This window comes from Streptosporangium sp. H13245 (genome assembly GCF_055690525.1).
The window spans coordinates 306,221-332,696 of the sequence record NZ_JBSZKT010000002.1 but is presented as its reverse complement, the minus strand read 5'-3'; the positions used below and the strand labels follow the sequence as shown (position 1 = coordinate 332,696).

Here is a 26,476-nt window from a genome sequence, read left to right as displayed (position 1 = left end):
TGAAGACGGGAACGGGACGGCGATGTCGTAATTGATTATGGAAATGGCGCCGGAAATGGAGATCAGGTGCAGCAGCAGCAGGGGCAGCAGCAGTAGTAGCAGGCGGCCATGTCGGCGCCGGCCGCGATGTCGGACAGGTCGCCCTCGCTGAGCTCGGTGGCGTCGACCACCGGGGTCTCGGGGATGTGGAACTCGTACTGACCCGTCGCCTGGCCGACCTCCCAGAGACCGACCTGGACGTCCAGGTTGCCCTCCTCGTGACCCTCGGGGATGTGCCGCACGATGACGATCTCGGCGTCCTCCGGGACCACCAGGCCGGACTCGGCCAGCGCGGCCCGCGGGTTCGCGGTCAGCCGGGCCGCGTACTCCTCGTCCGACCAGGCGGTGATGAGCGTACGGGTGTAGGCGTTGATGAATTCCGCGCGCTCCTGCGGCTCAAGTGCCATGCGATTCTCCCTGTCGGTTGTTTACCGCTGCTTTCTGCGTCGGCAACTGAAAAGGACTCTCGCATGCCGCGCGGCTCATACCAAGACTTAAGTTATTCGCCATTCGCGTAAGTATTGATACCTTCTTCCGCGCGGTGTTACATTCGTAGCATCCCACAGTACGGATCGAATCATCAACAATACTCAATACGTATATCCGATACTCGTGAATACGTAATGGAAATACTTAGGCACGGTGAACGGAGGTGTCGGTGACGACTACCGGCACGCGGTTTCCACCGGGTCCCTCGGGCCCGGTGGACATGGGGCGTATGCGCAGCGATCCGCTGGGGTTCGTGACCGGCCTGGCACGTCGCTACGGAGACGTCACCGGCCATCACGCGAACGGCGAGACCGTCTTCATGGCGCACCGCCCGGATCTCGCCCGGCACATCCTCAAGGACAACGTCGGCAACTACACGAAGAAGAACACGCCGGACGACCACATGCTGCGCCCGCTACTCGGAAACGGCCTGCTCACCAGCACCGGCGCGGAGTGGACGCGGCAGCGGCGGCTGTGCGCCCCGGCCTTCCGCCGTGGCGCGGTCGCCTCCTTCGACGAGACCATCACCGACGAGACCTCGGCCCTGCTGGCACGCTGGCGCGGCGCCGCGGAGACCGGCGTCCCCCAGCCGATCGACCACCACTTCACCTCGCTGACCCTGTCGATCCTGACCCGCGCGGTGCTCGACGTGGACCTCGGCGGGGCGGGTGACGGGTTCGGCCGCGCGGTGGACGACGTCAACCGCTTCATCGGCCACTACGTACCCGACCCCGACCCCGGCCCGGCCGACACGAGCCGCCGGAGACAGGGCTACGTACGCGCCCGCGCCCTCCTCGACATGATCACGCGTACGGTCATCGCCTCCCGCCGCGCCTCTCCCCACACCACCGGGACCCTGCTCGACACCATGCTCGGCTCCCTCACGGACACCGACCTCCGCGACCAGGTCCTGACCCTGATCATGGCCGGTCACGAAACCACCGCCAAAGCCCTGACCTGGACCTTCTACCTCCTGGACCGTCACCCGGAGGAAGCGGAACGGGTCCGCGCCGAGGTGGACCGGGTCCTGGGCACCCGCCTGCCCACGGCCGGGGACCTGCCCGACCTGCCCCTGTGCCGCCGGGCCGTACAGGAGGCGATGCGCCTGTATCCCCCGGTCTGGCTGATCTCCCGCCGCGCGACCGGCCCCGACGAGCTCGACGGCCACCCGGTACGGCCCGGCACGCTCGTCTGCGTCAGCCAGTGGGTCCTGCACCGCGACCCCCGCTACTGGGACCGCCCCGATGCGTACGTACCGGACCGCTTCGACGGTGCCGACCTCCCGAGTCATCTGTACCTGCCGTTCGGCGGCGGCGAACGCATCTGCGTCGGCCAGCACCTGGCACTGATCGAGGCGACGCTCGTCCTGGCGATGCTGTCCCAGTCGGTACGGCTGACGCTGGAACCCGGCTTCCCGGTGGAACCGGAGGCCCTGGTGACCCTCCGCCCGAAACACGGCATGCGCATGGTCGTGAGCCCCCGATGACCACCGTTCCCAGCCTGTCACGTACGCGATCGTGAGCCTCCGATGACGACCATCCCCATCCCCCCGCACCCCACGGCGACCGTCACCGACCACGACGACATCAACCACGACATCACCGATCACGACGACACAGGCTATGACGTCACAGGCCGCGACATTATCGACCGCGACGACACAGACCGCGACATCACCGACCGCGACGACACAGGCCACGACGTCACGGGCCGTGACACCGCACGGCCGGTTCCCGCCCCGCGAGGTCCCGGTACCCCGGCGCCGAACGCCGGTTCGTACAACCCCGCCGCCACCACGGCGGGTGGGATGGCGGGCGAGCTGGCCCGGCTGGAGGCCCAGGCGGCGCTCTCGTTCGACGAGGAACTGGGCCTGCTGCGCGAGCTGGGCCTGACCGCGTCGGACGGCCCGCTGGTCGAGGTCGGTGCGGGGTCGGGCGCGATCACCAGGCGACTGCGCCGGGCCCTGCCCGACCTGTCGCTCGTCGCCGTGGACATCGACCCGGACCTGCTCGCCCACGCCGAGGGCGCGGGTGCCGAACTGGTCGTCGCCGACGCCGCCGACCTGCCGCTGGAAACGGCGAGCGCGGGATACGTACTCCTCAGATACGTCCTTCAGCATCTTCCCGACCCCGCACCGGCCCTCGCCGAGGCCCGCAGGATCCTCCGCCCCGGTGGCCGGATCCTGGTCACCGAGGTGGACGCCTCCTGCTGGGGTCTGGCCGACCCGGCCTACCCGGAACTGGCCGGGATCCACGCCAAGATGGCGGCGACCCAGCAAGCCGCCGGAGGTGACCGCGCGATCGGCCGCCGCCTCACCCGCCTGTTGCGTGACACCGGCTTCACGGAGGTCGCCCTTCGCCCGTTCGCCACGACCAACGACACCCGACCAACAGATGATTTTGCCCCCCACCTCGGCCCGGGACGGCTGCAGCCGCTCCTGACCGCCGGAGTGCTGTCGCTTCGCGAGTTCGCCCTCGCCGCCGACCGCTGGAACCGGTTCCGCGCAGACCCCAACGCCTGGGTGATGCTCCTCGGGTTCACCGCAGCCGGTACCGCCCCTGACGCGCCTCCCGACGGCCGTCGCACCACCGAAGGAACCCAGTGAGCACCAACGTCAAGATCTTCATCACGATCTTCTGTTACATCAGCGGCGTGATGGGCCTCGTCACCGCCGTCCTCCAGGCCAGCGGCACCCCCGCCAACACCCCGGGCGCCATCGGCTCCGGGGTGATCGGCGGCATCTTCCTGGTAGCCGGTGTGGCCCTGAGCCGCAAACCCCGCTACTAGGAACCGGCAGGAAAGAAACCCGGCCGGTTCCGTTCCTCCTCCACAGACCCCCCGGGCTCTCTGCCACAGGGTCCCGGGCCTTCGCCAGGGAATGCCGGGCTTCCGCCAGGGAGTTTCAGGCCTTTCACCACGGATGGGGAAGGGGCACTCGCCGCGAGGCGGGTGCCCCTTTCTCCGGGTTCTCCGGGCCACGGCTTCCGTCTCCCGGCACGACCTTCCTCTTCACCTTCACCGGGTTCGCCGGGTGCCTCCCGGGTTCGTGGACCCCGTGGAAGCGGGAGAGCACCCGTGGGTCACGAAGTAGATCTCCATGGAGACCGACCCGTTCGGGGCGGCGAGGTCGTGGAAGTTCCGGGTCACGGCCGTTCCGAAGACACGCGGGTACGCCTCACGGATGGCGGCGTTCACCCGCGTGGCCAGGCGGACGCCCTCCCCGGCGCCGTCACCGGTGCCGAAGGTCAGAACCATCCCGGCACGCCGCCCGGCCAGGCGGTCCCCGTACTTACGCAGTTCCTGACGTACGTGCGCGGCCAGTACGCCGTCACCGGTGCCGGGGGCGATCCGGAACGAGATCGTGGTCGGTTCCGCCCGTACGCCTCCGACGAGATCGGCGCAGGGGGAGGAACGGGGCCGGGAGCGCGCGGGACCTTCCTCCCCCGAGTCCCGCTCCCGCCTCTTCGACGGGGATGTCTCCTTCAGGGACTCCTCGCTCTTCTCCCACTCCTTCGATGGAGTCTCCTCCGTCGGAGGCTTCTCCTCCGGGAGCTTCTCCGCCCGGAGTTCTTCCGCCTCGGGTTCTTCCTCCGACGGCCGACTGGTCTCCGGTAGGGACCGGACGCTGTCCGGCCGGACCGGGGCGGTGTCCGCCAAGGCTTCGGCGGCTCCAGCGGTTTCGGTGGTTTCGAGGGCTTCGGGGGCTGTAGCACGTGGGAGCGAAGGCGCCTGCGTTCCCAGCATGACGATCGTGAGCCCGAGCAGCAGGTCGGCGAAGAGCCAACCGGCCAGCAGGGTCGAGGTGGAGGTCCGTCGCCGGGCCGTCACCGCGAGGTCCGGATTCGCTGGGAGGCGTCCGGGACCTTGAACACGGTCGAGGTCCGCGCCACGGCCGCGGCGAGGTCGTCACAGGTGCTGTTGATGGCCGCCAGGTGCCCGCCCAGGTGTTCGACGGCGTCGCGTACGTCGATCGCGCTGCCGGTCAGCGCGTCCGTGGTCTTCCGGGTGGCCTCCAGAGTCAGGGTGAGCGCCTCGACCAGCTCGGTGTGCACCTTGCGCGCCGTGGTTCCGACGAAGCCGATGTCGGCCGCCGCCTTGCTGAGCTCGGCCCCGAACCGCTCCGGCGAGGAGAGCCGGACCTGGCCGAGTACGAGGCTCGCCTCGGTCAGCGCCCCGCGAAGCCGGACGCGGAGGGCGCGGAGTGCCCGCTCAGAGGCGTCCTCCCTGGTGTTCCGCGTGATGTTCTCGTACACGGTCCAGCAGATGAGGCAGAAGATGGCCGCGAGGGTGCAGAGCGCGATGTTGTCGAACTCGAAGAACCCGGGCAACCTGCCGTCGAAGCCCTGCTGCCACATCTCCAGGAAGGGCCGCTGAGCCGCGTCCGGCCCGCCGTCGTCGAGAACGTCACCGTAGGCGCCCGTGGCCATCATCAGCCCGAGCCAGGTGATGAGGATCGGCACGAAGACGAGCGCGGGACCGATGGCGCCGCCGAGCCCTCGCCGCCATCCCGGTCTCCCAGGTCTCCCAGATCTTCCCGGTCTTCCCGGTGAGGACGTGCTTCCCGCCGGTTCCTCGTCCACGAGGATGGTGTCGTCGGGGGAGAAGGCCGCGAACAGATCGATCTCACACCAGTGCCCGGCCGCCTCGGGATCGGTGACCGCGTTCGCGAGATCACGCAGCTGGTCCTGGCGGGCCGCGAGGTGGGGATGATCGGCGAGTTCGCGAAGCTCGCCCGCGAGCTCCGAGTCCGTCACGGACAACCGACATCCTCTCCTGATGGCGCCGAGCGCCTTTTCGGCAAGCCGGACAGACCGATTCATGCCGCTGGGTGGAGTGATCATTTTGGCATATGGCGCACACACCGGCGGAGGGAACGGCCCGAGGCGGCGAAGAGCGCGCCGGACCGACGGCGGCCGGAGCGGACGCCGAGGCACCCCGCGACGAACGGCACAGTCGGATGCGTCGAAACGGAAGTGTGGAGAACTCGATTCGCGGCATCGGGTGAAAAGGGGGGACCGGACCGAGGAAACGGAGTTCGCGCTTGAGTGCGGAGACAGATCTGGACGACGCGGAGGTGATCAAGCGTGCCCGGCGTGATTCCGCCGCTTTCTCGGTGCTGTTCGACCGACATGCCCCCGCCCTGCACCGTTACGTGACGCGGCGTCTGGGGGACTCGATGGCCGACGACATCGTGGCCGAGACGTTCCTCACCGCCTTCCGGCGGCTCGGGCGCTACGACACCGACTACCGCAGTGCTCGCCCCTGGCTGTACGGCATCGCCGCCAACCTCATCGGCAAGCACCGTCGTGCCGAGGTCAGGGCGTACCTCTCGCTGGCCAGGACCGGGGTGGACGAGGTGGCCGAGAGCTACGCCGACCGGGTGGAGGCCCGGGTGACGGCCTCGGCGGCGCAGCGCGATCTGGTGAGGGCGCTCGCCGTGCTGTCGGCGAAGGATCGCGAGGTGCTGTTGATGATCGCATGGGCGGATCTCAGCTACGAGGAGACGGCGAGAGCACTCGGCGTCCCCATCGGCACGGTGCGCTCGCGCCTGCACCGTGCCAGGAGGAAGACCCGTGAGGCCCTGGGCGGGGTCGATCCGTCCGCTATCTCGGAGGAGGCCGGCCGTGGATGACCTGAAGTCGCTGAGAGAGCTGCGGGCGGACGCGCCCGAGCCCGACGCCGACCGCCTGCGCGCGCTGCGGGCGCGTTCCCTGCGCCGCCGCCACCGGTTCCGGCCCGTGTCCGCGCTGCCGATGGCCATGGCGGCGGCCGTCGCGGTGATCGCGGCGGTGCTCGTGGTGGTGAACGACGACGAGCGGCCGGTCGTACGGCCGCCCGTCACCGTGGAGGCGACGCCGGTGAGCGCGGAGGTCATGCTGAGGCAGGCGGCGCTGACGGCCGAGAGGCGCAGGCCCGAGGGCACCCCGCCCCGTCCCGACCAGTGGCTGTACCGCAAGAGCGTCGGCATACAGCCCGCCGACGGCTCGGTCGACGTCCAGGAGCACTGGACGCGCTACGACGGCACCAGGCAGGCGACCCGGTGGAACTCGGGCCCGATGGAGACGCGCACCATCAAGCCGGACCCGGGTGACGACGACCTGTCCCCCCGGCAGTACGCGGCCAGGCTGGCCAAGCTGCCCACCGACCCGGACAGGCTGCTCGCCCACGTCAAGGGCGACTCGCACTGGAGGGACAAGCCGGACGAGGAGCGCGGTCTCAACGAGCCCCCGGACGCGCGGGCGTTCCGAGTGCTGTCGCTCTACCTCGGCCAAGAGGTCTACACGCCGCCCAAACTGGAAGCCGCGATCTTCCGCGCTCTCGCCAGGATTCCCGGCGTCCGGGTGGACCTCGGCGTACGCGACGCGGCGGGCAGGCCAGGCATGGGCATCGCCTACGAGGCCGGTGCCCCGGGCTTCGGCACGCAACGCGACAAGAACGGCCAGGTCACCCAGTGCTCCTACGTCATCCTCGACAGCACGACCTACCGCTACCTCGGCTCACGGACGGAATACCTGCAGGACTACCTCATCAACAACGAGGTGGCCTTCCCAAAGGGAAGCGTCTTCGCAACCGCCGAGGTAGCGATGGGAGTCGTCGACAACCCCGGACAGATCCCCTAGAAAACCGCGACGGCGCGCCCAGAGCGACGTTCCGCACGGCATGGGCCGGCGCGAAGGACATGCCGCCGAACGCGGTGGACGCCCGGCTGTCAGAGGCCGGGCATCGGCCGCCTGCTGGGGAGGACCAGACGGGGGTCGATGGGGAGACAGCCGATCCGGATCTTACCGGTGGTGCCGACACGGTACGGGGAGGTGGGGACCGGCTCAACGCAGGTGATATCGCCGATCTCAAAGTGCGGTCGGTGGCGGACGCCTCCGACCTCTCGACAGGAACGAGGCCGCTCGTGTTCGCCGTCGTCTGGTTCGAGTTGATCAAGTGTCGAGGGGGATCACACAGGCGGTACGAGAAACACGAGCGAATGGGGAAACGGCCCCGTCAGTTGTTCTGGGGCACGAGGCTGGAGAGGAACTCCTGGGTTTCCGGATCCGTGGAGTAGACGAACGTGCCGATCATGCCTCGGGTCAGGAGCACCTTGTAGGTGTTGCGGATCAACTGATCTGCCTGCTCGTCGGTGGTTCCCCGAGTGAGAGAGGGGTCCTTGCTGAACGCTCTCCTGGTGTGGAACCTCCCGTCCCGGAAGACGAGATCGGGACCGATGATCACGCCGTTCCAGTCGTACTCGAAGCCCTGGGCGGTGTAGACGCAGCCGACCTGCTCGAAGCCGCCGTCCTGGGTCGCCCACAGCGCGCTCGCGGGCGCGTCGCCCACGGCCCGGTCGCCCTTGACGTTCCACGGGCGGGACCAGCCGCCGATCCGTACATCATGGACGAGCGTGTCGTCGCTGTGCGGGTTGCTCCACGGCCAGCAGAAGCCGGCGGTCATCCGGGCCGAGTAGTCCTTGTCCAGCTTCGAGCGCAGCAGGGTTTCGAGCTCCTGTGGCGACCCGGCCGCCGAGACCGAGAAGTGGTCGTCTCCGAGCCATGGCACGGGGCCGCCAGCTCGCAGGCCGAGGAGGCGCAGCACCCACTCCTCGTACGCGCGGCTGCCGCCACAGCGGAACTGCTCGTCGAGGGAGACCTCATGAACCCGGAACCCGCGAGCCTCCGCGTGGCTCCTGATCTCGGCCACGGTGCCCATCTCGCCGGGCCGTACGACCTGGTGCTCGTCCAGCAGGAAGACGGGCACGCGGGCGGCGTCGATCAGTTCGTCGACCTGACGGCGGTCGCTGCGCAGGCGGGCCGGGGTGTAGCGGTTCTGTGAGGTCTCCCGGATCCGGTGCGCCTCGTCGCAGATGAGGACGTCGAGACCGTTGCGCTCGGCCTTCGTGAAGCTGTTGAAGTACTTGAAGAGGTTCTTCACCTTCGAGGAGCCCTTGCCCGGCACCCGGCGCAGCGTCTCGGTGAACGAGCGGGACCCCGTGGCGTGCATAACGTCACGGTTCTGGCGGGACAGCTCGCCCAGCAGGGACAGCGCGATGACGCTCTTGCCGCTTCCCGGGCCGCCGCTGACGATGACGACCTCTTTCGAGTCCGCCCTGCGCGCCCTGTCGACGGAGTTCAGCACGATCTCGTACGCCAGTCGCTGCTCGTCGAGCAGCACGAACTGCTCGCGGTCCCTGATCTCCGCGGCGGCGAGTTTGAGGAGCTGCTTGGAAGGACGGACGGCGCTGGTGAGCAACCGGTCGGCCGCGCCCGCGCCTGACTCGGAGGCGAACCGCTCGCGGAGATAGTCAAGGAAGGCTCCGCGACGGCTCTTGGTGAACATGCGGCTCTGCTCGCTCAGCACCTCCCCGTAAAGGTCCTCGACGTCGAGGTCGGCCGCGTTGTGCAGGTAGGCCACGCCCCTGACCGCCTCGCTCCGGCCCTCCACGGCACCGACGAAGTCGGTGATGTAGTCGCAGTAGTTCTGGACCTGGAGGATCGGGTGCAAACGGGGACCGGCCACGCCTCCGACGAGCACCAGGTTGGGGTCGTCCTCGAACAGCTCGGCCCGGCTCCACTGCTTCAGTTCCACCACCACGTACGCGTCACCGCCCGTGCGGCGGTCGACCCCGGAGAGGACCACGTCGGCACGCTTGCTGGTCAGCGGGAGCTGGTACTCGACCAGCATCTCGACCGCCCCCAGCCCGGCGTCGACCAGATCGCGAGCCAGGACGGGAAGGCTCCGATCCCAGGACCTGCGCTCGGCGTCGGAGGGGTTGATGCGCGCGGTCCTTCGGAGGTGCTCGGCGATGACCTCGCTGAGCCGTCGTTCGGGAACCGAACCATCGGTCGCCAGCTTGGCCAGACTTTCGGCGGAATGCCGAAATGCCGTCACGGACCTACCCCCAGGCAGCACGAGAGACTCGTGCGGTATGGGGGCGTATCCGTGCTCAGATGATGAGCGGAAGCCCGTCGGGCCGCATCACTACGCCCGGCACATTACCGCGATCATCCGACAAAATCAGGCGAGCGGTGGGGCCTTCCTGGCCGACCCCCGGTAGGTCTCCACGTCGTAGCGTCTGTCGCTCTGGTCGAGCTTGGCGTGGGCGGCTTCGACGAGGTCGACATCGAGAATGTCGGCGAGCCGGGTCAGATAGATCATGACGTCGGCGAGTTCGGAGCGCAGGCGCCCGGCGGCGTCGGGGTCCTCCATGGCCCGCGCGGACTCCTCGGGAGTGAGCCACTGCAGCTCCGCGAGGAGCTCCCCGACCTCCCCCGCCAGGGCCATCGCCAGGTTCTTCGGGGTGTGGAACTGCTCCCACTCCCTGTCGTGCGCGAACCGCCGCAACCTGCCGGCCAGTTCCTGAAGCTCCGTCATGGAAGCACGCTACAAGCCGCGGAAACCACAGAGGTGGCGGTATCGCCAGTACCTGCCTGCTGTCGCTCAGCCGTCAATCGGCATGTCGACACCGCGCGGAGACGCGGAGAAAGGCGAAACTTCTGCTGCGCCTGCGTGCACATCCAGTGGGTGATGGAGAGTCCCTTCCCCTTGAGACCGCAGAAAATAAAGCAGAAGAAGGCGATATGTCGGTGCTAGCCTTCCGGGGCCGGTCGCGGGACTCCGGTGCGACTTCCGGGACCCGCCTTTGAAGCGATGATTCGCAGCTCGTGCCCCCATTCCCCGGCCGGCCTCGTACACCACCCCGGAGGCGGCGATCGAAGCTCACATCGAGAGCGGTGCGGATCTGATCGCCGCCGACGACGTCCTGCTGTTCGTGAACGCGGCGATCACCTCCACCGGCCAGCGCGAGTTCCATTCCGGCGCGGACGAGCAGAGCCTCTCGCTGGACTTCCTGCATCGCTACCTGCTGGGCAACTATCGCGACCTGTACGCGGCCACCCTCGCCCTGGACGTCAACGACCACAACGCTGTACTGATCGCCAGAAACCTGCTGGCCACCACGGGGGAGGCGGACCCGGGGCAGCGCCGGGCCGAGGGACGCCTGATCGCCCGGAGGCTGGCCCTGCTGCCGCCGCCCCGGGTGTACGGGTTGTTCCGCGAGCTGCGGCGGGCCAAGGTCAACAACCGGCGTACCAGGGCGATCATGCGAGACTGGCTGGCCGCCCGTCCCGACCTCGCGTTCGACGCCGTGAAGTATCGTGGCGCCGTCAAGGACGCCGTCCGCCATGCCCACCTGAGGCCGGGCGGGGAGCTGGGGCCGTTCCTGTTCACCCCGCACCGGCCGGTCGCCTACACCACGCCGATCCTGGAGACCTGGCGGCGGGCCCACTACGAGCAGGCCGCGCTCTACAAGTTGCCCTACACGGTCGCGGAGGGGTTCGCGGCGAAACACCGCATCGCACGTGCCGCCTTTCTGGAGCGCATCGCGCCCCGGCTCACCCGGCTGGAGCGGCTGCGCCTGCAGGAGTCGGCGCGCGGCCTGGGGGCCGACGCGGTGCGGGCCGACCTCACCACGATGCCGCTGACCCGGCTGGCGTCATACGTGCTCGCCCTCTCACTGGACGATCGCGTACGCCGCCGTGCCGAGCTGACGAAGGCGCTGCGCGCGGCCGCCCGCCGGACCGCGGGCGATCAGGCCGGGCGCTGGGGCGCGGTGGCCGCAGTCCTCGACGACAGCTTCTCCGCGTACGGTTCGGGGCACAAGCGCCGCCGTCCGCTCGCCGTCGCGCTCGCCTGTCATTTCCTCCTGGAGGCGCTGGCCTCCGAGTACACGCCGCTGTGGCTGTCGGGCCGTACGGACGCGCTGCTCGTCCATCCGTACGGGGCGACACCGCTCGGTGAGCGCATCCTCGACGGCCTCGAACGCGGACCCGGGCGCCTCGTCATCGTCTCCGACGGATGGGACAACTCACCGCCGGGGCTCGCCGGAGAGGTGCTGCGGATCTGGCGCACCCGGCTCGACCCGGACCACACCTGTGGCGTCGTGCACCTCAATCCGGTGTACGACGCCGCCGACTTCGACGTACGGCGGCTGGCGCCCACCGTCCCGACCGCCGGGATTCGCGACGCCGAGAACCTGGTCGCCCTGGTGGAGCTGGCCCAGTTCGCGGAGGGGCGCACCGGGATCTTCGAGCTGCGTGCCCACCTGGCGCGTCGCGTCGAGGTGTTCCTGCGGGAGGACGCATGACGGATCTCGCCCTCACCGGGCTCTCCACCCGCCCCGCGCAGGCATGGGGTGGTGTACGGCTCGTCCCGCTGGTCCGCGAGGAGCCGATCGAGGACCTGCGGCTCGACGCCCGGCTCTACGACGCGGACTTCGGCGTCGTGGAGGTCGACTCGCGGACCGCGTACCTCTCCTACATCCCGCACGGGTTCGTGGCGAGCTGGACGCGCGACGGCACCCCCGCCGCGGCGTACGGAACCCAGCTCCGGGGGCCGGAGGAGCGTGATCGCCCGCCCAGCCGGATGCCGCTGAGGTTCCACCGTCGGATGGCTCGACGAACCGACAGGAACCGGCTGCGCTTCCTGCCTCTGCACCTGGCGCTCGAAGGTTATCTGGCGCTGCACTTCGGCGGGCCGGAGATCGCGTGGGAGGAATGGTCACACCGTGCGATCAGCCGCGGGCTTTCGCCTCGCGTCGAGGAGGCGTACGTGGGTGCCGAGGTCAGAGGTCTGGGGGACGCCCTTCGCGTCTTCGAGATCCACCACGGCCAGTGCGGTGTTCTCGTCTACGTCGCGGACGCGCTCGCGGCCGTGTTCGTGGTGCCGCACCCCGACGACTACCGTGCCCTGCACAGCACCCTCGTACACGATCTGTACGGCGAGCTGATCTATCACTACGCGATGCTCAGCGGGCCGGTGCCCGATTTCCGCGCCCGCATCGCGGACGCGACGGTGCGGTCGCTCGCCGACCTGCGCGCGCAGGCCCGTCGGCAGCGGGACGAGTGGGCGGCCTTCCACGACCAGGTCATGGCGGGCGGGCTGCTGGGCGCGGACCACACCTGTCAGCGGGTCTACGAGATGGGCGGGTATCGCCTGTCCCGCTTCCTGCCGCCCTTCGAACGGCAGCGTGAGAACCACATCGGCGAGCTCATCACCGACGGTACCGGTCGGCTCGCGTACCTCAAGACGTTCCGTCTGTCGGAGAACCAGGTCCGGCGCGGTCATCTGCTGACCAGTCTCGCCGCCACCGGCTGGAACGTGGCCGACACCGCCGTCACGCTCGGCGTGACCGAGCCCGAGCTCGGTCTGCGCATCGAAGCCGCGGGCTTCGGTCATCTCCTTCGCCAGGACGTCCTTGACCACTACCGCGCTCAGGCTCGCCGCGGACGTCGGTGACCACATCGGACGAACCGCTTGAGTTCCGTCAGGCTCGGGTGAGACGGCGATGTGTTTTGAGGGACGTGGTTCTAGCGTTGATGGATTCGACGGCTTGGGCGGTGTGACCTGCGGCCTGGATGCGCTTTCCCGGTTCCCTGGAAAAGCGCGCGCTTCCTTTGTCCTGGCCGTTGATGTCGTTTCCGGGGCCTGTCGTGGCCTGGAGTCCGTCGTCCGCGCGGTGGGTGAATTCAGCCCGGGTGGGTCAGGGCGGTGGCCGTGCCGTTGATCAGGGCTTGGAGGCCGTGTTCGAAGGTGTCCTCGCCGAAGGAGGCGCCGCTTTTCCGGAGGGCCGTGATCAGGGTGGCTTCCATGCCTCCGTCGAGTAGTCCGGCCAGTGTGGCGAGCCGGTCCGGTGGCGTGCCCGTGTGTTCCCGGCGTTCGGTCTGTTCCTGGAGGACGCACCCGTTGACGTAGCGGGTGAGGGCGGTGATCGTGCGCAGCGCCAGGACCGGGGTGAAGCCGTGGCCGACCATGGCGGTCAGCTCCTCGTCGAACATCCTGACCGTCGCCGGGCCGAGGCTCGCCGCGTTGGCGACGAGGCGGGCGCCGTCGCGGTGGGCGAGCAGGGAGCCGCGGTACGAGCGGGCCCGGCGGGCGAGCCAGTCCTGCCAAGGCTCGCCGTCGCGGGGCGGTCCCATCCCGGCGGCCAGGACGATCGCGTCGGCCATCGCGTCGAGCAGCTCCTGCTTGTTGCGCAGGTGCCAGTACAGGGCGGGCGACTGGACGCCCAGCTCCGAGGCGAGCCGTCGCACCGTCAGCCCGTCCAGGCCGACCTCGTCGAGCAGCCGCAGCGCCGTATCGATCACCGTCTGCCGGGTCAGGCCGGCTCCCCGTCTGTTCTCACCCATCGGTTGACACCTTAGCAGTGCTAAGGAAGCATGACGGCGACGCGCACTTAGCGCTGCTAAGGAACATTCGTGCGCCGGACATCCGGGATGCCGGTCACAGAGGGGAGAGCCATGTCCACCCTGCGGGAGCAACGGCTGACCAGGGCACTGTTGACCTGCGGTGCCGTAGCCGGACCGCTGTTCGTCCTCGTGGTCGTGATCCAGGACTACACGCGTACGGACTTCGATCCCCGGCGGCAGCCGCTCAGCCTGCTGAGCCTGGGCGACCTGGGGTGGATCCAGGTCGTCAACTTCGTGGTCACCGGCCTGCTGAACATCGCGTTCGCGGCCGGGCTGTGGCGGGCGCTGCGTCCGGGCCTCGGCGGGACCTGGGGGCCGTTACTGATCGGCGCGTACGGGACCGGCCTGGTCGGCACCGGAGTCTTCCGCTTCGAACCGGCGTGGGGCTACCCGCCCGGCGCGCCGCCGGGACTTCCCGGCGACCCCGGCCTGAGCTACGTCCTGCACGGCGCCGCCTTCGGCCTGGTGTTCGTCTCGCTGGTCGCGGCGTGCTTCGTCCTCACCCGCCATTTCGCGGTACGGGGAGAGCGCGGATGGGCGATCTACTGCGCGGCCACGGGTGTGGCGCTTCCCGTCCTCTACCTGCTGGCGGGGCTGCTGTCGGACGGCGGCGAGGACTCCCGGCCCCTGAGCCTGCTCCTCCGGGCCATGGCACTCCTGGGCTGGGGGTGGGCCTCGGTGCTCGCGATGAGGGTACGCGGGTCTCACGCGTCGGCCGGGTCCGGAACCGGCTGAGGGGAGAGGCCCAGCCGGTTCCGGCACGAAGGACTTTCGGAGGCCCGTGTCTCTGGAACAGGCCGCTCGGCCGCGCCGGGGATGGGGGAGGGCGAGAGGCGCCGCTCGGCCATTCCCGGCGCGGGACCCGCCCAGCCGTTTTTGGCGCGGGACTGCTCAGCCGTTCCCGGCGGGGCGCCGCTCGGTCGTTTTCGGCGCGGGACCCGCCCAGTCGTTTTTGGTGCGGGACTGCTCAGCCGTTCCCGGCGGGGCGCCGCTCGGTCGTTCCCTGCGCGGGACCCACCCAGCCGCCCCCGGTACGAGGGAGAGGCTCAGCCAGCCGAGGCGCGGAGGACCTTCATGAACTCGCGCATCCACGCCGGGTGGTCCGGCCAGGCCCGCCCCGTCACGAGGTTCTGGTCGACGTGCGCCTCGCTGTCGACCCAGGTCCCGCCCGCCTGCTCGACGTCCGGGGCGCAGGCCGGGTAGGCGCTGCTTTCCCGCCCCTTCAGCACCCCCGCCGCGGCCAGCACGATCGGCCCGTGGCACAGCGCCGCGATCGGCTTGCCGCTCTCGGCGAAGTGCCTGACGATCTCCAGGCACCTGCGGTCGTTGCGGATGTACTCCGGTGCCCGGCCTCCCGGCAGCACCAGCGCCGCGTACCGCTCCGGATCGACGTCGGAGAACGCGATGTCCGATGCCCAGGTGTGCCCCGGCTTCTCGGTGTAGGTGTCGAACCCCTCGACGAAGTCGTGGACCACGAACTGGAGCTTCTTCACGCTCGGAGCGGCGAGGTCCACCTCGTACCCCTCCTCCAGCAGCCGCTGGTACGGATACATCACCTCCAGGTCCTCCGCCGCGTCACCTGTGACGATCAGCACCTTCGCCATCGCGCAACACCTCCGTGGTCCGTGTCCTTCGATCCTTACCGCGCGTACGAACGGGGTCAACGGCCGAGATTCCCCGAACAGGTAAAACAGGGGCCTACCCCCGGGGCAGCCAGCGCTGGACGGACTCCCGGGATACGGCCGTCGCGTCCACGTGCCACAGTTTCGTGCTCGGGTCCCAGCGGGCTCGTACCAGCCGCTTGGCCTCGTCCTTCTCCCCGATCGGGACCCTGAGGTAGAGGCGGCCGTCGACGACGTCGCCCGGTGAGACGCCGCCGCCGTTGCCGTTGTCACCGGCGGCGGGGCGCCACTGCTGAGGTTTGCGCGCGGGACGTTCCATCCGGGCGCGGTCCATGATGTGCCGTACCCGGGTGCAGGCCTCGGGGTCGGTGATGCGCATCATCAGGTCGGTGGGGCCTCGGCGCGCGAGCAGGTTCAGCGAACCGTGCCAGAGCACGGTCTCGTCGATGACGAGCACCTTCTCGTGCATGCGCTCACGTGTCGACACCCCGCATCCGGCGGCCTGGAGTTCGTCGACCAGCCCGGCGGCGGACGACCCCGGTTCGTGGTCGCGGGTGTGGACGGTCACCTGGATCCCGTCCGCGATCCGCCGGGCGAACCGGCGCAGCCAGCGGCGGACCGGATCCGGGTCGAGGAAGGGGCAGTAGACGTCGACGCTCTTGACCGCCTGGGAGATGTCCCACTCGATCGCCCGGGGAACCTCGTCGGCGGGGAAGAAGGCGGGACGGGCGAGTTCCTCGGCGTCGAGCCCGGCGAGATCGGCCGCGCTGCGGAAGGGGACCAGATCGTCCACGGAGAGCCGCTGCGCGTGGCGTTCCAGATGGTTGAGGAGCCGGGCGGCCTCGCTGTCCGGCCGGAGTTTCTCGTGCAGGAACTTCACGTCCGCGACGACCACCAGATGGTCCTGGGCCCGGCTGAGCGCCACGTTCAGCAGACGGCAGGTGGTGGACGACAGCCCGAGGCCCTCGTAGAAGAATCCGAGTTTGTCGCCGGTGCCCGCGACGGTGTCGATGACGACCAGGGGACGCTGGCTTCCCTGGAAGCGGTGGACGGTGTCCACCACCCCGTCGTACTCCGCGCCGAACCGGTACTTCAGGCTCGCCTTGAGGGCTTTGACCTGGTCGCGGTAGGGGGCGATGACGGCAAGCAGGTCGGTGAGGCGTCTTCCGCCGGGGAGGCTCGCGTGCTTGCGGGCCGGGAGCACGGTGTCGTACTGCAGCCCGCGGATGAGTTCGTGGATCACCGCCTCGTGCACGGGGTTGGACTTGTGGCTGGATGCCCGGCGGTTGGGATCGGGGAGGCGGCGGGAGGAGGTGTCGACGAGGACCAGGGAGCTCTCGATCAACGGCGACCCGGACAGCCCGCTCACGTCGTCGCGGCCGGTGAGCAGCGGCGCGTCGGGGTAGGCGACCTCGTTGACCGCGGAACAGATCCCCGGGCGCATGCGGTACTGCGTGTTGAGGGAGACCAGCCGCGTGTCCTGGCGCGCCCTGCCCCCCGCCTCCACCAGCCCGGCCGCGTGGAACACGTCCCGGTCCATCCACATCTGGGAGTGCTCCCGCGCCTCCGGGGTGGCGTTCCGGTCTCCGGAGGCGTTGGTCACCGCGGGCAGCTGGCGGAAGTCTCCGGCCGCGATGACGCGTTTCCCGGCCAGTCCGGCCGCGCACCAGGCCGAGGGCAGGTCGACCATCCCGGCCTCGTCGATCACCACGACGTCCACGGAGTCCATGAGCCTGCGGGACTGCAGGGCCTTGGAGACGGTGGCTCCCATGAGGCGGCAGCGGCTTCGCACGCTGTCGGCGACCCGCCGCCGCTTCTCCTCCAGCTCGCCGAGGGACTTCTGGAGCGCGTCCGCCTCGGGCTGGAGACGGTCGAGGGAGGCGACACCGGCCAGCCGGGGCCGAAGGGCCGTCAGCTGGAGTTCGGCCGCGTGGACCCGCTGGTCGAGCCCCTGCCGATCCGCGTCGGCGCGAGCCTGGTAGTCCCTCGCGGCCGAGGCGTTGCCCTTCTGCTCCCACAGTTCGCGCTTGGCCTCGTCGAGTTTGGCGGCCTTCCGGCTCGCGAACATGCCCGAGGGGTTTCCGATGGCGCTGATGCGCGCCACGCTCCGGGCGACCTGCTCCTCCGCGGTACGCGCCGCCCGTTCCGCGGACGCCACCGCGCGGTCGGCCTGCTCCCGGCGGTCGCGCAGGGTGTCCAGCTCTCCGGCGAGATGCTGGATCTTCTGGTGCAGGGCGATCCCGTCCCGTACGGCACGCAGCCGGTTCGCCGTCTCCGTGATCTCGGCGTCCAGCTCGACGGTCAGGCGGGCGGCGAGGCGCTCCGGGTCGAGCTGGTCCCCGTACCTGTCCGCCAGGGAGGCGACCGCGATGTCCCCGGCCCGTTGCACGAGGCCGGAGGGGAAGCCGGGCTCTCCCGCCAGCAGCTCGCACATGCGCTCAAGCGCCTGGTCGACGGCGACGTGGGTGGGAGCGAGGAAGAGCACCCTCAGCCCCTGCCGGTAACAGCCCTCCACCACCCGTCCGACGACCTCGGTCTTGCCCGTGCCCGGCGGCCCCCAGATGAAGGTGATCTCGCTGGCCAGCGCCCGCTCGATGGCCAGGCGCTGGCGGTCGTTGAGTTTGAGGCCGCGGTAGCCGCGAACGTAGCGGTCGGGGTCGGCGCAGCGCCCGGCGACCGGCCGTCCGTGGCCGAGGACCCACCCGGCGGCGGTACGGTTCAGCGAACCGCCCTCGGCGTTGGCGGACTCCAGCCGCTCCGCCAGCGCCACCCAGTTGGCGGAGTCGTCCTCACGCAACTGCGCGTTCTGCGGATTCGGCCCGAGGTCCGCCTCGGTGACCACCCGTACCCTCCCGTCGGGGATCCGGTGGACCTCCGCGGGCACCCACGCCCTACGGGTGTGCGACAACCGGACGAGCAGCTTCTTTCCCGCGAAGGAGTCCTTCCACGACTTGCACGAGAAGAGATATTCGACGGCCTCACCGGCGCCGCCGACCCTGCGGCCACTGTGCAGCGAGACCTTTTCGGCCCCCTCCGCGCCGCTGTTGAGAACAGCTTTTATTTCCGTACGCACCGCTTGGAGTAAGTTGTCCACCGGGGACGATCCTGGGCGCGCAGAGGACATTCGCGTTTTCCTTCCCCCCGCGCGTACAGCGCACAGCTCCGCAAGGCATCTCAAATAGGTTAATGCCGGTGCTTTCTCGGCAGGGGGAACCGCCGAGCAGCGACACCCCGTTGGCCACAAGTGGCCACACGAGTTCCGCCGCGCTCACTGGCCGGACGGTCGCGGGCCGTCGTCGTCGGCGAGGAGGTCGGTGTACGACGCTAGATTCCGGCGTGGATGTGGGAGGCCCACAGGGTCGGGCTGGCCGGGTAGTCGTCGCGGAGCCGCCGGATGGCGCGGTGCAGGGCGTGGGCCGCCCGCTCGCTGCGCGGTTCGGTCGTGCCGCCGTCGGTGAGGTGCGTGTAGACCTCGTCGGCGACGGTGACGGCGATCCTGTCGTTGACACCCCACAGGGTGCCGATGACGTGCCTGTAGCCGACCAGTTGGAAGGCCGCGGTGATGTGGACCGCCTGGTCGGCCAGGCGCCTGCTGGTCTCCGTGGTTCCGCACGCCGACAGGTACGCCAGGTCGGCGTGGGCGAGGTGGAGCCGGGCCAGGGCCGTGACGGTGAGCGGCCTGGTCTCGTGGTCGTGCAGCAGCAGCCTTCCGGCGGCGGGGTTGTTCGTGTCGCTGAGCCCGTGGCAGGCCAGATGGGCGACGCGGTGGCGGGGCAACGCGGCCAGCACGCTGTCGTGGTTGGCGTCCGGCCCGGTGAGGACCCGGGACCCGGGAAGCAGTTCGGTGAGCCGCCGTGCCTCGGCGCGGGCACCCGGCAGGGCGGGGACGAGGGCGCCGGGTGTTTCCGGCATCGCGACGACCAGCGCGCCGCTCCGCGGTCCGGCGCCCGGCTCCGGGGACTCACGGTGGGCCTGCCGGGCGTAGCGCAGCGCGCGGAGGGTGGTCGTGTAGGAGGAGACGACCCGGTCCATCACCGTCGGCGGCGCGTCGCGGAGGTCGTCCTCGCCGACGCCCTCCGGGGCCGTACCGTGATGTCCCGCGGCGTGCAGCGGCAGGAACGCCATCTCTCCGACGGGGCACCACCACAGGCGCGGCCACTCGCCGTCCGCCCCGGCCGGGCCGGTCAGGCCGAGCTCGGAGAGCACCGGGCCGGTGATCTCGTCCCACAGCCAGGCGAGCACGGCTCGTACCTGCCGCTGGCCGCGCAGCCGTTCGCCCGGTGAGCCGGTCGCGAGGGCGAGCGCGGCCTGGAAGCGGTTGATCTGCCCGAGCAGGTCGTCGAAGGTGAGGTGGGGCAGTTCCAGCAGCTTGACGGGAGTGTCCGCGGTGAGGATCAGCACGTCACACCGGAAGGTGCTCGCGTTCACGATCACCACCGGCCCGTCGGCCGCCTGCCCGCGCAGGTCACCGGCCCTTGGCGGGAGCAGGAACGCGGCCAGGCCGGGAACCTCGCGAATCCGGGCGAGCAGCTCCTCCCACTCGCGCGCCAGCTGTCGGCGCCGGTCGGCGAGGTGCTGGACCGCCCACGGCAGCTGCTCTCCACGCGCCTCACCGACTGTCTCACTGACCGCCTCACCGGCCGTCTCCCCGCGCGCTTCACCGGCCGTCTCGCCGCCGGGTGAGGTCACGGGAGGGGGGAGCGGGCCGCCGGTGGCGGGGTCGAAGCCGGAACGGTCCGTGGCATCCAGCTCGTCGCGGAGCCGTACGAACTCCGCGGCCAGCTCAGGCGCGTGAGCGCGGAGTTCGGAGAGATCTCCCCGCGCCCCCATGGTCTCGGCCAGCAACACCCCGCGAGCCTGCTCAAGCAGTTCCACCGCCCGGTCGGGGCGTCCCGTCCCGATCGCCGCGGACGCCGCCTCAGCGGCGATCCAGGCCGCTTTTCCCAGGCCGTGCTCGCGGTCCGCCCGCGACAGCCGGCGCGGCGAGAACCGGGGCAGCAACGCGACGGCGTCCTCCAGTGTGGCCAGCGCCGTCGTGACGTCCCCCGCCGCCATCGCCAGCGCCCCCGCGCCTCTCATCGCGTTGAACCTCGTGCTCACCGACGAGGCCGTCGAGGCGGCGGCCCGGGTGAACAGGGCGGCGGCCTCCCGCCCGGCGTCCGGATCCCCGGTCCGCTCGAAGGACATCCACAGGGCCCGTCCCAGGGCGAGGGAGCACTCGCCGTGACCGGCGTGCTCGGCCGGGGTGGCGGCGAGCGCGTCCCGGCACGCCCGCACCGCCTCACCGAGGGTGTCCATGTCCCCGGTCCGCTCGAACCTGCCGCTGAGGGCCGCGCCGAGGCTGACCGAGTACGCCGCGTAGGTGGAGTGTTCGACCGGGGTCGCGGCCAGGGCCCGGCGGAACAGCTCCACCGCCTCGGCCTCCGCCTCCGGCTCGTCGGCCCGCTTGGCCAGGTCGAACAGCGTCATGCCGAGGACGTTCAGGTACGCGGCGTGGTGGATGTGCTCCGGAGGGGTGACGGCGACCGCGTCCCGGCACGCCCGTACCGCCCCACGCAGGTGTTCCAGGTCGCCGGTCCGCTCGGACATCAGCCGCAGCGCGTTCCCGAGCATCATGGAGCACGGGGCGTAACGGAGGCTGTCGCGGGGGACGGCGGCGGTCGCGGCCCGGCACACCTCCACCGCCTCGACCAGCGTGTCGGTGTCCCCGGTCTGGCCGAGCAGGACCATCAGGGCGCCCGCGAGGGCACGCAGGGAGTTGGCGTACTCGGGGCTGCTGGGCGGGGTGGCGGTGAGCGCGTCCCGGTTCACCTCCACCGCCTCGGCCAGGGCGTCGGCGTCTCCGGTCCGGGTGAACACGAGCATGAGGGTGACCCCGAGTTCGCGCAGGCTCCTGGCCCGGTGAGGGGTGTCCCGCGGGGTCGCGGCGACCGCGTCCCGGTTCGCCTCCACCGCCTCGGTCACCGCGTCCTGGTCCCCCGTCACCTGGGACAACGACCGCAGGGCGGCCCCGAGCTCGTTCAGGTGCCCGGCGCGGTCGGGATGCCCGGACGGGGTCGCGGCGACCGAGGCCCGGCCCGCCTCCACCGCCCCGGCCAGGGTGTCCGCGTCCCCGGTCCGCTCGAACAGCGCGTACAGGGCGGCCCCGAGATCTTTCAGGCGCCTGGCGTGGTCGGGATGCCCGGACGGGGTGGCGGCGACCGCGGCCCGGCTCGTCTCCACCGCCTCGGTCAGCGCGCCCACGTCGCCGACCAGCCAGAACAGGCTCCGCAGGCAGAGCGCGAGACCCGCCAGGACGTGGCCGTGGTCCGGATGGCCGGGCGGGGTGGCGGCCAGGGCCCGGCGGAACAGCAGGATCGCCTCGCGGGTGGGTTCGGGATCCCCGGTCCCCCCGGACAGTGTCCGCAGGGCGAAACCGAGGTTGGCGCAGCTGGTGACGTGGTTCGGGTGGCCGGGCGGGGCGGCGGCGAGGGCGCGCCGCAGCAGGCTCACGGCCTCGGCCGCGAGGGCCGGATCCCAGCTCCGCAGGACGCGGCCGGACAGCCGCCGAGCCTGCTCGGTCCACTGCGCGGGCCCGTCCTGGCCGAACGGCGGAAACCCGGCCACCACGCTCGGGTTCTGCCGGAAGTAGGTCCGCAACGGCTCGGGGACCAGGTCGGGGGCGACCGGGTGGACCAGCGCCAGCAGGCTCACCGCGGTCCGCATGTCGTCGTTGTCCTCGCCTTTGGACAGCGACTGCCAGCGGAACAAGTACAGCATGCCGACGGTGTGCGCGACCTCTACGTCACCGGCTGGGTCGCCGACGAGCTCCAGCAGCCGTCTCGCGTCGGCCAGGAGGTCGGCACCCAGCTGCCCGCCGGGGTCGCGGGCGGTCTCGGGCGCCAGCATCCTCGTGCGGATCGAGGCCAGGAGAAGCTCTCGCATCAGCGTCCTCCAGCCACGGGTGCCGGGTGATGACCGTATTTGTCCCGCCGCGACCCGATGCTAGTCACATCTGGACCGCGTGCCCAGGTCCCCGTCTACACTCGCCATGGCGCATACCGGAGGCGGGGTTCATGGACGAGCTGGCGGAGCGAATCGGGAACCTGTGCACCCTGCTGGGTGGGGACGACGACCTGTCCGTGTACGTCGAGGAGGCGGGCGCCGGTGAGACGCTGGCGGCCGTCGTGGCCGCTCTCGGCGGTGGTGATTATGGCGTGGCGCTGCTGAGGGAGCTGGACGCGCTGGACGAGGCGATGGCCAGGTTCGGGCTCGGAGCCGTGACGGCGCCCGAGCGCGTCTATCGCCCGGCGCCCGGCACCGGCGGCGGGCATCCCGTCGTGCAGGCGTGGGCCTGCCCCCTGGCGAGGCGGTGCAGCCGCGTCGAGGCCGTGACGCGGGAGTCCTCACCGCCCGGATGCGCGGCCGTCGGCACCGCGATGGCGCTGGTACGGGTGCCGACGTGACCGTCCTCCCCGCCACGCGGATGCGACGTCCCCCACCGGAGGCACTGACCCACGCCGGTCCGGGACACCGGAAGCGCCACCCCGGCGACCTCGGGCGTCGGTGGGACGGGGTGTTCGGATCGCGCTCGGCCTGCCGATGGTCTGGCAAGTCTCCTATCGGTGATCTCAGGTGCCCGCGGGATGGGGTGTTCAAATGGCCTTCGGCGTACCGGTGGTCCGGTACGTCTTCGGCCGGTGATCTCAGGTGCCCGCGGGATGGGGTGTTCGGGTGGCTCTCGGCGTGCCGGTGGGATGGCGCGTCTCCGACCGGTGATCTCAGGTGTCCGGGAGACGGGGCGCCCGGGTCGGTACGGATGCCGGGATGACGGTCTTCCTGGCCGAACTCGGTAAGAAGATCGCCGAGAGATGGCTGACCCTCCTCGTCCTGCCCGGCCTGGTCTACCTGACCTGCGTCGTGGTGGCCACCACGTTGCGGCACGACCACGCCCTGGACGTGGCGACTCTCCGCGACACCGCCAACCGGATCGCCGCGCAACCGGCCTCCGCCAGCCCCGGCGTCGTCCTGCTGGCAGCGGCCGGGATCCTGGCCGCCGCTGCCGCCGCCGCGCTCACCGCCTCGGCGCTCGGACAGGCGGTCGAGCGTGCCTGGACCGCCCCCGGGCGCGGTCCGCTGGCCCGGTGGCTCACCGAACGCCGCAGGAGGCGCTGGGACGAGGCCGACGCGCGGGTCCGAAGGGAGATCACCGCCGCCGTCCGGGCCCGGACGGGCCCCGCCTTCCGGCTGTCCGGCGAACCGGCCCACGAGGTCGGTGACGCGATCGGCGCGCGGAACGCCATCGGCCTGACGCGACCACGGCGGCCCACCTGGATCGGCGACCGCCTGTACGCGGCGGACCAGCGCGTCCACGCGGCCTACGACCTCGACCTGGACTCCGCCTGGCCCCGTCTCTGGCTCACCATGCCCGAACAGGCTCGGGCCGAGCTCACCGCCGCCCGCGACAACCACATCGCCGCCGCGCGTCTCGTGGGCTGGGCCTTCCTCTACCTGCCCCTCGGCTGGTGGTGGTGGCCCGCGATCCCGGTCACCGCGGCCGTCGCCGTCACCGCCTGGGTCAGGGCACGCCAGACCACCGCGGTCCTCGCCGACCTCGTCGAGGCCACCGTCGACCTGTACGGCCGGGATCTGGCCACCCAGCTCGGGATCTCCCATGACGGCCCCCTCACCCGCCAGACGGGTCTGGCCATCACCGGCACCCTTCGCAAGGACCCGGAGTCCCGGCCGGCCGTTCCCGAGACGTCCGTGGAACAGCCGGTGGACCCCGGCGTCAGGCGCCCGGATACTTCCTGAGCCAGGCGTCGGTGATCTCGTGGTTCCCGGCGGACCTGGCGGCGAAGTCGTCGGCCAGCTCGGTGATGACGTCGCGCCCCTCAAGGCGGGCGAGCCACTCCGCGGGGAGCGCGGCCTCACCGTGGAGGGCTCCCAGCAGGTTGCCGCAGACGGCGCCGGTGGAGTCGCTGTCACCGGAGTGGTTGACCGCGAGCAGCAGCGCCCGCCCGACGTCGCCGGGCGCGGGGTACGTCAGGGCGCAGTAGACCGCGATGGCGAGCGCCTCCTCGGCGACCCACGCGCCGCCCAGTGACTCGACCCTCTCCGGGCTCGGAGCGCCCGCCGCCGCGAGGGACACGGCGCCGCGCAGTGCCAGGCTGGTCTCCTCGTGCGAGGGGTACGTCGCCAGCAGGCCCGTCGCCTTCCGTACGGCCCGCGCGAGCGTCTCGCCCGGCCTCACGGGGCAGCCTGTCTCGACGGGCCCGCTCTCCGCCGGGAACTCGCTCTCCGTCAGGAGGCGGACGATGGCGGCGAAGGCCCCGGCGGCCAGGTAGCCGGTGGGGTGGCCGTGGGTGATCTGGGCGCACTCGGCGGCCAGGTCGAAGGCGTGGCGGGGGGTCCGCGCGCCCAGGCCGAAGGGAGCCGAGCGCATGACCGTACCGCAGCCCTTGGAGTCGGGGTTGACCGGCCCCGGCTCGCCGAGCGGGGCGACGGCGACGGCCCGGGAGCCGCGCAGGCCCGACAGGCAGGCGTTCCCCGGGGCGCGCCGGGAGTAGAGCCACTCCTGCTCGCGGAGCAGGCCGGTACGGACCAGGTCGTTCCCGGACGAGGCCGGAGCGGGATCGTACGCCGGACGGTCGTTCGAGCCGGGGTAGGCCGGGAAAGCGGTGGGGCGGTCGCTCGCGGGGGGCGGGGAGCGGTGTTGCTGGGTGTCCAGCCAGCGCAGGTAGGCGCGCCGGACCGCGGCGACGTCGCCGCCGCGGATCAGCCCCTCCACGGTGAACAGCGTCATCTGCGTGTCGTCGGTGATCAGGCCGACCTTGCCGCGCCAGTCGGGAACCAGCCCGGTCAGGCCCTCGGAGCCGTGCTGCCTGCGGATCCTGCCGATCGACTCGAACTCCACGGGAGCCCCCAGCGCGTCGCCGAGGGCGCCGCCCAGCAGGCAGCCTCTCACGCGGCCGCGATGGTCCGGCAGGTCATGGACGGGAGGGCGCATGTGCATGATCCTTCTGTTGTCGCTTGACATCAACATAACTTGAGGTCTGAGACTGTGCGCGGAGACACCGAGGGAGAGTGATCGATATGCGCATTGTCCAGGTAACCGCGTTCGGGGGGCCAGAGGTACTGGTGGTGGACCGGGTGCCGGAGCCGGTCGCCGGAGCCGGGCAGGTTGTGATCGGGGTGTCCGCCGTGGACGTCCTGTCACTTGAGACGCAGCTCCGCACCGGCTGGGGCGCCGAGTTCTTCGGCCAGAGCCCGCCGTACGTGCCCGGGGGAGGGGTGGGCGGGCGGGTGGTCTCCACGGGGGAGGGGGTCGACCCCGGCTGGGTCGGCCGCGACGTCATCGCCATGACCGGCGACGGAGGTTACGCCGAGCGGGCCGTGGTCCCGGCGGACGCCCTGGTTCCCGTACCGGACGGGCTGGGCGTACGGGAGGCGACGGCGCTTCTCCAGATCGGCCCGGCCGCGCTGAGCCTGGCGGGCGCGGCTGAGATCAGGCCGGGGGAGCGGGTGCTGGTCACCGCGGCGGCCGGAGGGCTCGGCAGCCTGCTGGTGCAGCTCGCCCACGCGGTCGGCGCCCACGTGATCGCGGCCGCCCGGGGCGGGCGCAAGCTCGACCTGGCCCGGGAGCTGGGAGCCGACACCGTGGTCGACTACTCAGAGCCGGACTGGCCCGAGCGGGTACGGGAGGCGGTTCGCGACGGGGGACCGCTCGGGACGGCCGGGGGTGACGGGGTGGACGTGGTCTTCGACGGCGCAGGCGGGCGGATCGGCCAGGACGCGTTCGGGATCACGGCGCGCGGCGGCAGGTTCTTCACGTACGGCGTGCCCGGCGGGAGCTTCGCGCAGATCGACCCCGGGGAGGCGGAACGGCGGGGGGTGCGCGTGCGCGGGATGGAGCAGGTGCAGTTCGCCCCGGAGGAGGGCAGGCGGCTGGCCGGGCTGGCGCTGTCCGAGGCGGCGGCGGGCCGGATCAGGCCGGTCGTCGGGCAGACCTTCCCGCTTGAGCGGGCCGCCGACGCGCACACCGCGATCGAGGCCCGCGACACCGTGGGCAAGACCCTGCTGCTGACCTGAGGGCCCCGCCTCACCGCTGGAGCC

Annotated in this window: 21 protein-coding genes; 11 read left to right on the top strand and 10 right to left on the bottom strand. The window is 71.0% G+C overall.

The features are described from left to right. Nucleotides 1–62: 62 nt before the first annotated feature. Nucleotides 63–446: a hypothetical protein gene (locus tag ACW9TB_RS05500; protein WP_472746827.1), complete on the bottom strand. Its 384-nt coding sequence runs from the start codon at nucleotides 444–446 to the stop codon at nucleotides 63–65. A gap of 311 nt (nucleotides 447–757) precedes the next feature. Between ACW9TB_RS05500 and ACW9TB_RS05495 the strand changes: the two genes are divergently transcribed. Genes ACW9TB_RS05495 through ACW9TB_RS05485 form a run of 3 tightly spaced genes read left to right on the top strand, consistent with a single transcriptional unit; the run spans nucleotide 758 to nucleotide 3,315 of the window. Then, nucleotides 758–2,014 carry a cytochrome P450 gene (locus ACW9TB_RS05495; protein WP_472746826.1) on the top strand — a complete coding sequence of 419 codons (1,257 nt, stop codon included), beginning with the start codon at nucleotides 758–760 and terminating at the stop codon, nucleotides 2,012–2,014. 42 nt (nucleotides 2,015–2,056) lie between these two features. Continuing rightward, nucleotides 2,057–3,133 (top strand): class I SAM-dependent methyltransferase, encoded by a 1,077-nt coding sequence (locus ACW9TB_RS05490; protein ID WP_472746825.1) that lies wholly within the window; start codon nucleotides 2,057–2,059, stop codon nucleotides 3,131–3,133. Continuing rightward, nucleotides 3,130–3,315, top strand: a complete 186-nt coding sequence (locus ACW9TB_RS05485; RefSeq protein WP_472746824.1) for a hypothetical protein — start codon at nucleotides 3,130–3,132, stop codon at nucleotides 3,313–3,315. Before ACW9TB_RS05490 ends, ACW9TB_RS05485 begins: the two co-directional genes overlap by 4 nt. Before the next feature lie 228 nt (nucleotides 3,316–3,543). Here the strand turns inward: ACW9TB_RS05485 and ACW9TB_RS05480 are convergent, their stop codons facing one another. Both ACW9TB_RS05480 and ACW9TB_RS05475 read right to left on the bottom strand, forming a co-directional pair. Beyond that, nucleotides 3,544–4,356, bottom strand: a complete 813-nt coding sequence (locus ACW9TB_RS05480; protein ID WP_472746823.1) for a hypothetical protein — start codon at nucleotides 4,354–4,356, stop codon at nucleotides 3,544–3,546. Next, the gene (locus tag ACW9TB_RS05475) at nucleotides 4,353–5,282 is read right to left on the bottom strand and encodes a hypothetical protein (protein ID WP_472746822.1); all 930 of its coding nucleotides are present in this window, start codon (nucleotides 5,280–5,282) and stop codon (nucleotides 4,353–4,355) included. The genes ACW9TB_RS05480 and ACW9TB_RS05475 overlap by 4 nt, the downstream gene beginning before the upstream one ends. A gap of 287 nt (nucleotides 5,283–5,569) precedes the next feature. On the opposite strand from ACW9TB_RS05475, the gene ACW9TB_RS05470 reads away from it, so the two are divergent. Together ACW9TB_RS05470 and ACW9TB_RS05465 are read left to right on the top strand one after the other, a co-directional pair. After that, a complete protein-coding gene (locus ACW9TB_RS05470; protein ID WP_472746821.1) occupies nucleotides 5,570–6,160 on the top strand; it encodes an RNA polymerase sigma factor in 591 nt (196 codons plus the stop codon). After that, nucleotides 6,153–7,148 carry a CU044_5270 family protein gene (locus ACW9TB_RS05465; RefSeq protein ID WP_472746820.1) on the top strand — a complete coding sequence of 332 codons (996 nt, stop codon included), beginning with the start codon at nucleotides 6,153–6,155 and terminating at the stop codon, nucleotides 7,146–7,148. The genes ACW9TB_RS05470 and ACW9TB_RS05465 overlap by 8 nt, the downstream gene beginning before the upstream one ends. Nucleotides 7,149–7,524: 376 nt before the next feature. On the opposite strand, the gene ACW9TB_RS05460 is transcribed toward ACW9TB_RS05465, so the two are convergent. Then, nucleotides 7,525–9,405: a DNA/RNA helicase domain-containing protein gene (locus tag ACW9TB_RS05460; RefSeq protein WP_472746819.1), complete on the bottom strand. Its 1,881-nt coding sequence runs from the start codon at nucleotides 9,403–9,405 to the stop codon at nucleotides 7,525–7,527. Between the two features lie 126 nt (nucleotides 9,406–9,531). After that, nucleotides 9,532–9,888: a nucleotide pyrophosphohydrolase gene (locus ACW9TB_RS05455; protein WP_472746818.1), complete on the bottom strand. Its 357-nt coding sequence runs from the start codon at nucleotides 9,886–9,888 to the stop codon at nucleotides 9,532–9,534. Between the two features lie 397 nt (nucleotides 9,889–10,285). Here ACW9TB_RS05455 and ACW9TB_RS05450 point away from each other — a divergent pair, with 397 nt between their 5' ends. Both ACW9TB_RS05450 and ACW9TB_RS05445 read left to right on the top strand, forming a co-directional pair. Further along, nucleotides 10,286–11,659: a hypothetical protein gene (locus tag ACW9TB_RS05450; protein ID WP_472746817.1), complete on the top strand. Its 1,374-nt coding sequence runs from the start codon at nucleotides 10,286–10,288 to the stop codon at nucleotides 11,657–11,659. After that, entirely contained in the window at nucleotides 11,656–12,810 is a 1,155-nt protein-coding gene (locus ACW9TB_RS05445) for an ARPP-2 domain-containing protein (protein WP_472746816.1), read from the top strand. The genes ACW9TB_RS05450 and ACW9TB_RS05445 overlap by 4 nt, the downstream gene beginning before the upstream one ends. A gap of 230 nt (nucleotides 12,811–13,040) precedes the next feature. Here ACW9TB_RS05445 and ACW9TB_RS05440 read toward each other — a convergent pair whose 3' ends face one another. Then, a complete protein-coding gene (locus ACW9TB_RS05440; RefSeq protein ID WP_472746815.1) occupies nucleotides 13,041–13,700 on the bottom strand; it encodes a TetR/AcrR family transcriptional regulator C-terminal domain-containing protein in 660 nt (219 codons plus the stop codon). A gap of 111 nt (nucleotides 13,701–13,811) precedes the next feature. Between ACW9TB_RS05440 and ACW9TB_RS05435 the strand changes: the two genes are divergently transcribed. Then, the gene (locus ACW9TB_RS05435) at nucleotides 13,812–14,495 is read left to right on the top strand and encodes a DUF998 domain-containing protein (RefSeq protein WP_472746814.1); all 684 of its coding nucleotides are present in this window, start codon (nucleotides 13,812–13,814) and stop codon (nucleotides 14,493–14,495) included. Nucleotides 14,496–14,806: 311 nt separating this feature from the next. Here the strand turns inward: ACW9TB_RS05435 and ACW9TB_RS05430 are convergent, their stop codons facing one another. The 3 genes from ACW9TB_RS05430 to ACW9TB_RS05420 all read right to left on the bottom strand — a co-directional run bounded on the left by ACW9TB_RS05430 (nucleotide 14,807) and on the right by ACW9TB_RS05420 (nucleotide 22,306). After that, the gene (locus tag ACW9TB_RS05430; RefSeq protein ID WP_472746813.1) at nucleotides 14,807–15,364 is read right to left on the bottom strand and encodes a DJ-1/PfpI family protein; all 558 of its coding nucleotides are present in this window, start codon (nucleotides 15,362–15,364) and stop codon (nucleotides 14,807–14,809) included. Nucleotides 15,365–15,458: 94 nt separating this feature from the next. Next, nucleotides 15,459–18,476: an AAA domain-containing protein gene (locus tag ACW9TB_RS05425; RefSeq protein WP_472746812.1), complete on the bottom strand. Its 3,018-nt coding sequence runs from the start codon at nucleotides 18,474–18,476 to the stop codon at nucleotides 15,459–15,461. Between the two features lie 230 nt (nucleotides 18,477–18,706). Next, nucleotides 18,707–22,306, bottom strand: coding sequence for a CHAT domain-containing protein (locus tag ACW9TB_RS05420; protein WP_472746811.1), 3,600 nt, complete (start codon nucleotides 22,304–22,306; stop codon nucleotides 18,707–18,709). 131 nt (nucleotides 22,307–22,437) lie between these two features. On the opposite strand from ACW9TB_RS05420, the gene ACW9TB_RS05415 reads away from it, so the two are divergent. Next, nucleotides 22,438–22,827, top strand: a complete 390-nt coding sequence (locus tag ACW9TB_RS05415) for a hypothetical protein (protein ID WP_472746810.1) — start codon at nucleotides 22,438–22,440, stop codon at nucleotides 22,825–22,827. Between the two features lie 361 nt (nucleotides 22,828–23,188). Continuing rightward, nucleotides 23,189–24,175 (top strand): hypothetical protein, encoded by a 987-nt coding sequence (locus ACW9TB_RS05410; protein WP_472746809.1) that lies wholly within the window; start codon nucleotides 23,189–23,191, stop codon nucleotides 24,173–24,175. Here ACW9TB_RS05410 and ACW9TB_RS05405 read toward each other — a convergent pair. Then, a complete protein-coding gene (locus ACW9TB_RS05405) occupies nucleotides 24,153–25,370 on the bottom strand; it encodes an ADP-ribosylglycohydrolase family protein (protein WP_472746808.1) in 1,218 nt (405 codons plus the stop codon). The two genes, ACW9TB_RS05410 and ACW9TB_RS05405, sit on opposite strands and share 23 nt — an antisense overlap. An 86-nt stretch (nucleotides 25,371–25,456) precedes the next feature. On the opposite strand from ACW9TB_RS05405, the gene ACW9TB_RS05400 reads away from it, so the two are divergent. Then, nucleotides 25,457–26,452: a zinc-binding dehydrogenase gene (locus ACW9TB_RS05400; RefSeq protein WP_472746807.1), complete on the top strand. Its 996-nt coding sequence runs from the start codon at nucleotides 25,457–25,459 to the stop codon at nucleotides 26,450–26,452. The last annotated feature ends 24 nt before the right edge of the window (nucleotides 26,453–26,476 follow it).